The organism is Enterobacter cloacae complex sp. 677-3DZ2D5B (genome assembly GCF_004136695.1).
Taxonomy (GTDB): domain Bacteria; phylum Pseudomonadota; class Gammaproteobacteria; order Enterobacterales; family Enterobacteriaceae; genus Enterobacter; species Enterobacter hormaechei_C.
In genome coordinates this window covers 33,663-43,449 of record NZ_QFLS01000020.1, presented here as the reverse complement: position 1 = coordinate 43,449, position 9,787 = coordinate 33,663, and the positions used below count along the sequence as shown (strand labels likewise).

The 9,787-nt window shown below is 53.1% G+C and carries 9 protein-coding genes and 1 pseudogene; 4 read left to right on the top strand and 6 right to left on the bottom strand.

What is annotated here, in order from left to right; all coding sequences use genetic code 11:
- Positions 1 to 15 precede the first annotated feature (15 nt).
- Positions 16 to 150, top strand: a complete 135-nt coding sequence (gene cutA / locus DD597_RS22870; protein WP_023408307.1) for a divalent cation tolerance protein CutA — start codon at positions 16 to 18, stop codon at positions 148 to 150.
- A 4-nt stretch (positions 151 to 154) separates the two neighbouring features.
- A complete protein-coding gene (locus DD597_RS22865; RefSeq protein ID WP_004201169.1) occupies positions 155 to 1,186 on the top strand; it encodes a protein-disulfide reductase DsbD domain-containing protein in 1,032 nt (343 codons plus the stop codon).
- A 10-nt stretch (positions 1,187 to 1,196) separates the two neighbouring features.
- Here the strand turns inward: DD597_RS22865 and DD597_RS22860 are convergent, their stop codons facing one another.
- The 3 genes from DD597_RS22860 to DD597_RS22850 are packed head-to-tail and all read right to left on the bottom strand — an operon-like array spanning position 1,197 to position 3,021.
- Positions 1,197 to 1,835: a phosphoribosylanthranilate isomerase gene (locus DD597_RS22860; RefSeq protein WP_004201168.1), complete on the bottom strand. Its 639-nt coding sequence runs from the start codon at positions 1,833 to 1,835 to the stop codon at positions 1,197 to 1,199.
- A gap of 4 nt (positions 1,836 to 1,839) precedes the next feature.
- Positions 1,840 to 2,205 (bottom strand): bleomycin binding protein Ble-MBL, encoded by a 366-nt coding sequence (gene ble / locus DD597_RS22855; protein WP_004201167.1) that lies wholly within the window; start codon positions 2,203 to 2,205, stop codon positions 1,840 to 1,842.
- A gap of 3 nt (positions 2,206 to 2,208) precedes the next feature.
- Positions 2,209 to 3,021, bottom strand: coding sequence for a subclass B1 metallo-beta-lactamase NDM-5 (locus DD597_RS22850; protein ID WP_023408309.1), 813 nt, complete (start codon positions 3,019 to 3,021; stop codon positions 2,209 to 2,211).
- Between the two features lie 234 nt (positions 3,022 to 3,255).
- On the opposite strand from DD597_RS22850, the gene DD597_RS22845 reads away from it, so the two are divergent.
- The gene (locus tag DD597_RS22845) at positions 3,256 to 4,236 is read left to right on the top strand and encodes an IS5-like element IS5 family transposase (protein WP_000019402.1); all 981 of its coding nucleotides are present in this window, start codon (positions 3,256 to 3,258) and stop codon (positions 4,234 to 4,236) included.
- 108 nt (positions 4,237 to 4,344) lie between these two features.
- Here DD597_RS22845 and DD597_RS22840 read toward each other — a convergent pair whose 3' ends face one another.
- A complete protein-coding gene (locus DD597_RS22840) occupies positions 4,345 to 5,346 on the bottom strand; it encodes an IS30 family transposase (RefSeq protein ID WP_023408311.1) in 1,002 nt (333 codons plus the stop codon).
- 219 nt (positions 5,347 to 5,565) lie between these two features.
- A complete protein-coding gene (locus DD597_RS22835; protein WP_004199413.1) occupies positions 5,566 to 8,583 on the bottom strand; it encodes a Tn3-like element IS3000 family transposase in 3,018 nt (1,005 codons plus the stop codon).
- Between the two features lie 143 nt (positions 8,584 to 8,726).
- On the opposite strand from DD597_RS22835, the pseudogene DD597_RS22830 reads away from it, so the two are divergent.
- Positions 8,727 to 9,239: pseudogene (locus DD597_RS22830) on the top strand (Tn3 family transposase); the annotation flags it as partial.
- Between the two features lie 251 nt (positions 9,240 to 9,490).
- Here the strand turns inward: DD597_RS22830 and dqlB are convergent.
- Positions 9,491 to 9,586: a DinQ-like type I toxin DqlB gene (dqlB, locus tag DD597_RS25295; protein ID WP_000609145.1), complete on the bottom strand. Its 96-nt coding sequence runs from the start codon at positions 9,584 to 9,586 to the stop codon at positions 9,491 to 9,493.
- Positions 9,587 to 9,787: the final 201 nt, after the last annotated feature.

Below are 9,787 nucleotides of genomic sequence, written 5' to 3'. Positions count from 1 at the left end.
CGACTATTTGCAACAGTGCCCCCCGCCCTGCAGGAACGCCTGCGCCAACTGCATCCCTACGAACTCCCGGAGCTGCTCGCGGTCGAAGCCGCGTCCGGCCTGCCCGAATACCTGCAATGGCTGGCCGCCGAGAGCCGACCGGTAAACTGAGCCAATGACCGCATCCACGATCCGCCTGCGCCGCTGGCTGGCCGGGCTCGCCCTGCTGCTTGCGCTGCCCGCGACCTCGGCCGTCGCCCAGGACTTCGAACTGCCGCCGGTCGACGAGGTCTTCGTCCTGTCCGCGCAGGCCACCGCGCCGGACCGCATCGAGGTGCGCTGGCGGATCGCCGACGGCTATTACCTGTACCGGCACCGCACCTCGGTCAAGGCCGATGCCGCCTTCACCGGCGCGACCATGGCGCTGCCGAAGGGCAAGGCCTACCGCGACGAATTCTTCGGCGACGTCGAAACCTACCGCAAGGAATTGCTCGGCACCCTCACCGGCACGCCCGCGGCCGGCGCGAGCGCGACCACCCTGACCGTGAAGTACCAGGGCTGCGCCGATGCCGGCGTGTGCTACCCGCCGCAGACCCGCACCCTGAAGGTCGCGTTGCCGGGCGAAGCGGGCGCTGGCGGCTTCGGCTGTAAGGCGCGCGGGCTGCATGATTATGTCGTCAAGAACGGCTCTGCCGATCATCCCAACGCCGAGGTGAAATTCGCACTGGGTGATGTGGTCAACACCATGATCGGCTGCACTAATGGTGAAACGATCATGCTGTGCCACGACACCTCGCTGCCGCGCCCCTATTCTCTCGGCTTTCGGGTGCAAGGCACCGAGGGGCTGTGGATGGACGTCAACAAGTCGATCTATCTGGAGGGCAAGAGCCCACAGCCGCACCGCTGGGAGCCTGCCGAGGGCTGGTTTGCGAAATACGATCACCCGCTATGGAAACGCTACGCCGATCTGGCGGCAGGGGCCGGGCATGGCGGGATGGACTGGTTCGTGATCCACGCTTTTGTCGAGGCGCTGAAGGCCAAGGCCCCGATGCCAATCGACATTTACGACGCGCTGGCCTGGAGCGCGATCACGCCTCTGTCGGAACAATCGATTGCTGAGGGCAATCGCACGTTAGATTTTCCCGACTTCACCCGAGGGCAGTGGCGCACCCGCAAGCCGATCTTTGCGCTGAACGACGCCTATTGATCGACGCGATTTAGGCCAAGCGCACCGCAAAGGCGAAATTGGTAATCTTGTCGGTATCCTTGACGCCCGGCGCGCTTTCGACGCCGCTGGAGGTATCGACCAGCGGCGCTCCGGTGCGCGCAATCGCCTCGGCAACATTCGTCGGATTTAGCCCGCCTGCCAGCCCCCACGGCAAGGCACCGCGATATCCGGCCAGCAGCGACCAGTCGAACGCCAACCCCATGCCGCCGGGCAGCGCGCCTTTGGGGGTCTTGGCGTCGAACAAGATCAAGTCCGCCGCCCCGGCATAGGCTGCGGCGCGTGCGACATCGCTGGCGCTGGCGACGGGCAGCGCCTTCCACACCGGCTTGCCAAACCGCGCGCGCAACTGGGCCACGCGTTCGGGCGATTCCGAACCGTGCAGCTGCAGCGCGTTCAGCTTGGCTGCCACCAGTGCGTCGGCGATGACAGCATCATCCGCATCGACGAACAAACCGACCATGGCGATCTGGCCAGCTGCGCGCGATGTCAAAGCGCCCGCGACATTCGACGTAACCGCACGGGGCGACGCTGGATAGAACACCAACCCGGCATAGTCCGCCCGCGCCGCGATGGTCGCATCGAGCGCCTCGGGTGTGCTGATCCCGCAAATCTTGATTTTCGCGGGCATGCGGTCAGTCGGGGTTCTGGATCAGCCGCACCAGCGTGCAGTCGGGATCGATCAGGTAGCCGATCCTCAGGCCGCTCGCCTCCAGTTGCGGAGCTTTGAAGCGCGGCCAGCCGGTGCTTTTTTCCTCGGCTCCCGCCGCGTTCACCAATGCCACCATGGCATCGAGATCATCCAACCGCAGGCAACAGCCGAACGAGCTCGTAGCTGGGTCGAGGTCAGGATAGGGGAAGAATTCGAGCTGCAAACCGCCGCGCTGCAGGATCATCCAGCCGCGATCCTTCCAACTCGTCGCAAAGCCCAGCTTCGCATAAAACGCCTCTGTCACATCGAAATCGCGCGATGGCAGATTGGGGGTGACGTGGTCAGCCATGGCTCAGCGCAGCTTGTCGGCCATGCGGGCCGTATGAGTGATTGCGGCGCGGCTATCGGGGGCGGAATGGCTCATCACGATCATGCTGGCCTTGGGGAACGCCGCACCAAACGCGCGCGCTGACGCGGCGTAGTGCTCAGTGTCGGCATCACCGAGATTGCCGAGCGACTTGGCCTTGCTGTCCTTGATCAGGCAGCCACCAAAAGCGATGTCGGTGCCGTCGATCCCAACGGTGATATTGTCACTGGTGTGGCCGGGGCCGGGGTAAAATACCTTGAGCGGGCCAAAGTTGGGCGCGGTTGCTGGTTCGACCCAGCCATTGGCGGCGAAAGTCAGGCTGTGTTGCGCCGCAACCAGCCCCTCTTGCGGGGCAAGCTGGTTCGACAACGCATTGGCATAAGTCGCAATCCCCGCCGCATGCAGCGCGTCCATACCGCCCATCTTGTCCTGATGCGCGTGAGTCACCACCGCCAGCGCGACCGGCAGGTTGATCTCCTGCTTGATCCAGTTGAGGATCTGGGCGGTCTGGTCATCGGTCCAGGCGGTATCGACCAACAGCACGCGGCCGCCATCCCTGACGATCAAACCGTTGGAAGCGACTGCCCCGAAACCCGGCATGTCGAGATAGGAAGTGTGCTGCCAGACATTCGGTGCGAGCTGGCGGAAAACCAGATCGCCAAACCGTTGGTCGCCAGTTTCCATTTGCTGGCCAATCGTCGGGCGGATTTCACCGGGCATGCACCCGCTCAGCATCAATGCAGCGGCTAATGCGGTGCTCAGCTTCGCGACCGGGTGCATAATATTGGGCAATTCCATCAAGTTTTCCTTTTATTCAGCATTAAAAACCCCGCAAATGCGAGGCCTAGTAAATAGATGATCTTAATTTGGTTCACTGTAGCAAAAATATGGGGCGAATTCAAACATGAGGTGCGACAGTTTCAAAAGCCATATGATAATCAACAAGCTGAGCAAATTTCTCTAAGGAAGGTGCGAACAAGTCCCTGATATGAGATCATGTTTGTCATCTGGAGCCATGGAACAGGGTTCATCATGAGTCATCAACTTACCTTCGCCGACAGTGAATTCAGCAGTAAGCGCCGTCAGACCAGAAAAGAGATTTTCTTGTCCCGCATGGAGCAGATTCTGCCATGGCAAAACATGGTGGAAGTCATCGAGCCGTTTTACCCCAAGGCTGGTAATGGCCGGCGACCTTATCCGCTGGAAACCATGCTACGCATTCACTGCATGCAGCATTGGTACAACCTGAGCGATGGCGCGATGGAAGATGCTCTGTACGAAATCGCCTCCATGCGTCTGTTTGCCCGGTTATCCCTGGATAGCGCCTTGCCTGACCGCACCACCATCATGAATTTCCGCCACCTGCTGGAGCAGCATCAACTGGCCCGCCAATTGTTCAAGACCATCAATCGCTGGCTGGCCGAAGCAGGCGTCATGATGACTCAAGGCACCTTGGTCGATGCCACCATCATTGAGGCACCCAGCTCGACCAAGAACAAAGAGCAGCAACGCGATCCGGAGATGCATCAGACCAAGAAAGGCAATCAATGGCACTTTGGCATGAAGGCCCACATTGGTGTCGATGCCAAGAGTGGCCTGACCCACAGCCTAGTCACCACCGCGGCCAACGAGCATGACCTCAATCAGCTGGGTAATCTGCTGCATGGAGAGGAGCAATTTGTCTCAGCCGATGCCGGCTACCAAGGGGCGCCACAGCGCGAGGAGCTGGCCGAGGTGGATGTGGACTGGCTGATCGCCGAGCGCCCCGGCAAGGTAAGAACCTTGAAACAGCATCCACGCAAGAACAAAACGGCCATCAACATCGAATACATGAAAGCCAGCATCCGGGCCAAGGTGGAGCACCCATTTCGCATCATCAAGCGACAGTTCGGCTTCGTGAAAGCCAGATACAAGGGGTTGCTGAAAAACGATAACCAACTGGCGATGTTATTCACGCTGGCCAACCTGTTTCGGGCGGACCAAATGATACGTCAGTGGGAGAGATCTCACTAAAAACTGGGGATAACGCCTTAAATGGCGAAGAAACGGTCTAAATAGGCTGATTCAAGGCATTTACGGGAGAAAAAATCGGCTCAAACATGAAGAAATGAAATGACTGAGTCAGCCGAGAAGAATTTCCCCGCTTATTCGCACCTTCCCTAATGGTGTAAGCCAATCTAACGCCTTTCTAGGACGAGTATTCAGTGACATGGCAACTTGATTTAAATAATGCTGATCTGCCTGATTTAAATCAATCCCTTTAGGTAAATATTGCCTAATTAAACCATTCATATTTTCGCATGTGCCTTTTTGCCAGGGTGAATGTGGGTCACAGAAATATACATCTATGCCTAAATCTTCTTCGAGTATTTTATGTTCTGACATCTCACGTCCACGGTCATAGGTCAACGTTTTACGCAGTTCTGCAGGTAAATATTTCAGAGCTTCAGTTAAAGCCTTGCGCACTGATTCTGCCTTTGCATCAGGTAATGTTGCCAAGATACAGAGCCGTGTATTTCGTTCAATAAGTGTTGCTATCGAACTTTTATTGTCTTTACCTTTAATTAAATCAGCTTCCCAATGACCCGGTATTTTTCTTTCTTGAACTTCGGCTGGGCGCTCATGAATAGTTTTAATATCCTGTAATATAGAATCTTTTTTAGGTTCACCGTTAGCTTTTCGCTTTTTATTTTCATGACGTAGACAGGATAATAAGTCTTTTTTCAACTCACCCTTTGGTAATGCTCGTATCGTTGAATAAATCGTTGTATGGCTTACATTCATTGTTTGATCCAAATCAGGAAATGTCTTTAAACGCTTTGCTATTTGCTGAGGAGACCATAAACAACGGATCGCTTCAACAATAAATTTCCAGAGGATTGAATCGATTTTGAGTTTTCTGTGACCACGTCTACGTCTAGCGAAGGTGTTATCAGAAGCATATCGAGCTTGATAAACGTCATTGATGCTATTTCTTTTAAGCTCACGATAGATCGTACTAGGATGTCTTTTAATGAGTTCAGCAAATTTTCTGGCTGAAAAGCCTTCTTTTCTTGACTCAAGCATTAATGCAGTACGATCTTCAAAGTTAAGATGATGGTATGACAATTTTATATACTCCATAAACCCTTTAAATTAATTAGGTGGTTTATGTCGCACTTCAAGTTTTACTCTGCCAACTTTAAATCAGTGGCTCCACTAACACTCTTCACTTATTTATTTAAAATTTAGCGACGTTAAAAGACAATTAAGTATTTTTAGATAATGGGGTTCTAGGGATTTTCCGTCCAAAAACGACAAAGTGCTCTGGAGGCCGCGCCGTCCGTGGCCTCCAGAGGGGTATTACTTTTCGCTGACGGGTAAATATCCCTCGATTGAGCGCATAAGCTCCTCCAGATCTGGCAATTTTTCGCTCAATTCGAAGTGGTAAGTCCCCTTGAGGTTAATGTTGTGCCAGGCCACAGGGGATGCCTGTTTGACGATATCTATTCTCTTGGTATCTCCTTGGTATTCGAAGCTGGTCAACAGCTGGCTGAGTATCCTGGAGTTGAAGTAAACGATGGCATTGGTGACCAGGCGAGCGCACTCATTCCATAGCTGGATTTCTTCGTCTGAACTGCCCCGGAACTGATCCCCATTGACGCTGCTCACGGCCCGACGCAGTTGGTGATAGGCCTCTCCCCGGTTCAGCGCGCGCTGAACATAGTTTCTTAAACTGGCATCATCGATGTAGCACAGTAGATAATTCGCTTTCACCAGGCGATTGTATTCCGTCAGGGCTTCCAGCAGCGGGTGATTGCGCTTGTACTCCGAGAGCTTTCTCACCAAGGTGGCTTGCGTTGTTTTCCGCTGCTTAAGTGATACTGCAATCCGTTGGATGGTATCCCAGTGCTGCGCAATACGATGGGTATTGATTGGCTTTTTTAAGCACAGCTGAATTCGGTGTTCTTTGTCTTCCTTGACATCAAACATGTCATTGATCACTTTGCCAACCTGGGCATAGCGTGGGGCAAACTGGTATCCGAACAGATCCAGTAACGCGAAGTTCACATGGTTCACCCCATGGGTATCGGTTGAGAGCACATCCGGAATGATGTCTGACGTATTGCTCATCAACAAATCAAAGATGTAGTGCGATTCATGTTCGTTGGCGCCGATCACTCTGGCGTTGATCGCAGCGTGATTGGCGATCAAGGTCATGGCAGAAACACCTTTTTGAGTGCCAAAGTACTTCGACGAATAACGGGTTTTGAAGGTCTCGCGCCGGGCTTCGAACTTTTGACCATCGGCACTGGCGTGGATCACATCTTCCTGGATGTTGTAGTACCGGAAGATGGGTAGCTTGGCTGTCGCGTTATTGATGTTGTCGTTAGCAGCATTCAATGTTTCCAGGCGAAGATAGTTCGCCTGGATAGTGCTGAGCTGATCATAGGTACGATCAGAGATCTGTGCCATGCCGTAAATGCCTTGATTGGTTGCATTGCCGACCAGAATTGCCAACAGGTCATATTCATGGGAACGGCTTCTGGATTGGGAACCCAGCACATGAGCGAAGCAGTCAATGAAACCGGTGTCACGATCAACCATGCGCAGTACATCCGCAATCCCCGTTGTGGGAATTTGCTGGAAGAAGGGATTGTTGACCAGATGATGTTTGCTGGCCGAAGGCAGGCGCCAGAAGCGTTTACCCTGCGGATTACGCAAGATGATATTCCGGTTGTCTTCCTGTTCAAGATATTCGCCGACTTCGTACAAACGGGTATCCAATTCCATGGCCATCTGTTTGATCAGCTTTTCAGGCTCCTCCGCTAATTTTGTAAAATGGCTCTGTTGAAGCAGCGTATATTTGTTTTTTCGCCAATGTTCCCCGTCGATCAGGTCGGCGTCGAGTGCCCGGTATTTAGTGATATCAGGCAGCGTCAGCTGGCCATTCAGGCGATCAGGAATCTGTTGATAGAGGAACCACTCATAACGATCGATCAGGATATTCCCTTCACCATCCAGCAGGAATTCACGTGATTTTTTGGAAAGGAGTCTGGTGTCGGCAGTTTGCAACTGAGCGTCCTGGCCGTTGAGTTCGTTTTGTGTTTTCGCCAAGGCGGCCGCTAAGTGCTGGGTGCCGTCGCAGCCTTCGAAGCGCAGACATAGGAACAACTCTCGCAGCAAACCTTTCCGCAGACTTTCTTTCTCGTCGCAGTACTGCCACATGGCTTCATCGACCGATCGTCGCTGCTCGTTCAGGAAGAGACATACAGATTCCAGATCCCTTTTGGTCAGCAGGCTCAGTGCTTGCTGTCTTACTGTTGCAAACGGTAGTTGCAGATCAATGCTGTCATCAATGAACAGGTGCAGTACTTCAGCTGCCTTGCTGACATTTTTAGCTGCTTTTTGCCAATCCTTAAACACCGCTTCCTGCGCATAATCCTTTGCCTTCTGTTTGGTCTGTCTGACATGATGCACAAAGCCATCGGCAATACGTTCCAGCGCTTGCTGCCATCGCGTTTGAAGATAGCACAATAAATACAGCCATTGGCTGCCTACGGTTTGACGTTTCAGTTTGGCACCGTAGTAGTCGACTTTCTCTGCCAGGTGTTGCAGATTTTTCTGCGACAGTGATAGCGTGCTCAACAGCAGATCCACTTCCGGCATCCAATGCTGGATATGGCGATAGACAATCAGTTCTTTCTCCAACTCGGTTCCGGTGAAGTTACGAGCCGATTGTCGCAACTGTCGGAACGGCAGTGGACCTGTGCCGTTCACGAGCTCCGCCAGTGCTTGCTTAAGACCGCGTGACATTGCACGCTCAAGGTGCGCGGCCATGTGTTCCTGTTCGTCTCCCACCACCTGACTGATGATCTTTTGCAGCGTGCTGTAGGCAGGGATTGCGATCTTCTGCCCCGAACAATATTCATTGGCCGCATCGAAGAGGTGCCTAGGCGCTGTCCAGGCTCTGGCTTGCTGGGATAAGTAATCTCTCAACGCCGCTCCATGGTCTTTGACATTCCAGCGCTGGTAGTTGCAGAGCTGGAAAACACGTTGGTAAATCCGTTCGTTCTCTTTTGGCGTGAGATTAAAGGGTCTACAGCCTGGGCCTGGTAGAACGGTTTGATAAACGTATTTGAGGTCCTGCTTGATCTGATGAAAGCCGGGATTCAGCACCACCGGCTTGGCTTTGAAATAGCCCAGCAGTACCACCAGCATGTAACGCTGGCCCCGATGACGGAGGCTTTTAGCGATCGCCAGTTCCTTATCGTTCAGCGAGAAAAAGAAGCGTTGGTCGGCGGAGGTGAAAGCGGGGGGTCCATATAACTCATCTTGTTCTGCCTCGGACAAGATTTGGACACGTTCTTCGAATGCCATGGATTTAGCCCAAAAAGACTAAATCTTACTCAAACAGAGCCCAAATAGGGATCTCGAAAAAAGTAATACCCCTCTGGAGGCCACAGACGGCGGGGCCTCCAGAGCACTTTGTCGTTTTTGGACGGAAAATCCCTAGAACCCCTCAGTGGGACGAAATGATCCGGACCGCTGGCTCCCTGAAGCTGGGCAAAGTACAGGTTTCAGTGCTGGTCCGTTCATTGCTGAAAAGTGAACGTCCTTCCGGACTGACTCAGGCAATCATTGAAGTGGGGCGCATCAACAAAACGCTGTATCTGCTTAATTATATTGATGATGAAGATTACCGCCGGCGCATTCTGACCCAGCTTAATCGGGGAGAAAGTCGCCATGCCGTTGCCAGAGCCATCTGTCACGGTCAAAAAGGTGAGATAAGAAAACGATATACCGACGGTCAGGAAGATCAACTGGGCACACTGGGGCTGGTCACTAACGCCGTCGTGTTATGGAACACTATTTATATGCAGGCAGCCCTGGATCATCTCCGGGCGCAGGGTGAAACACTGAATGATGAAGATATCGCACGCCTCTCCCCGCTTTGCCACGGACATATCAATATGCTCGGCCATTATTCCTTCACGCTGGCAGAACTGGTGACCAAAGGACATCTGAGACCATTAAAAGAGGCGTCAGAGGCAGAAAACGTTGCTTAACGTGAGTTTTCGTTCCACTGAGCGTCAGACCCCTGTTACCGATGCAAGAACAGGGGAGTTTCATGAAATGCCTGTTTAGGAGTGATTAAAGGTAACTTGTGCGCAGAAGGTCAGGTGTGTGGTGGTTAGTACAGACTAGTGAATGTTGTAACTAAACTATATTTTTATTAAAGGCCGGAGGTGGTGTTCCTCCGGCCTTAATTACGTTTCCGTGTTCATTAGTCGATGAACTGGCGGATCAGTTCCAGAATGGCAATCAGCGCGTTTGCAAGCGCCGCTACCGCCCTCAGAACGATGATTAACAGGTTAATCATCCGTTTTCTCCATAAATGGAGTAAAGACACCGTGGCTTGCTCTTACACTGCCTGTCACCACGGCTTCTCTTCGTCTTGTCAGTTGTAGAGAGTCTCACTCCTGCCAGAGCACAGATAACCAGCACCACCTGTATTACCTGTCAGGACTTTGAACCTGTTCATGCCGCATTTAGCGGAATGCAGGGAGAGACTCACCACAGA

What these genes read in the sequence shown, in the direction of transcription:
- DD597_RS22865 (WP_004201169.1), top strand. Translation starts at nt 155, where the DNA reads ATGACCGCATCCACGATCCGCCTGCGCCGCTGGCTGGCCGGGCTCGCC.
- DD597_RS22860 (WP_004201168.1), bottom strand. Translation starts at nt 1,835, where the DNA reads ATGCCCGCGAAAATCAAGATTTGCGGGATCAGCACACCCGAGGCGCTC.
- ble (WP_004201167.1), bottom strand. Translation starts at nt 2,205, where the DNA reads ATGGCTGACCACGTCACCCCCAATCTGCCATCGCGCGATTTCGATGTG.
- DD597_RS22850 (WP_023408309.1), bottom strand. Translation starts at nt 3,021, where the DNA reads ATGGAATTGCCCAATATTATGCACCCGGTCGCGAAGCTGAGCACCGCA.
- DD597_RS22845 (WP_000019402.1), top strand. Translation starts at nt 3,256, where the DNA reads ATGAGTCATCAACTTACCTTCGCCGACAGTGAATTCAGCAGTAAGCGC.
- DD597_RS22840 (WP_023408311.1), bottom strand. Translation starts at nt 5,346, where the DNA reads ATGGAGTATATAAAATTGTCATACCATCATCTTAACTTTGAAGATCGT.
- DD597_RS22835 (WP_004199413.1), bottom strand. Translation starts at nt 8,583, where the DNA reads ATGGCATTCGAAGAACGTGTCCAAATCTTGTCCGAGGCAGAACAAGAT.
- dqlB (WP_000609145.1), bottom strand. Translation starts at nt 9,586, where the DNA reads ATGATTAACCTGTTAATCATCGTTCTGAGGGCGGTAGCGGCGCTTGCA.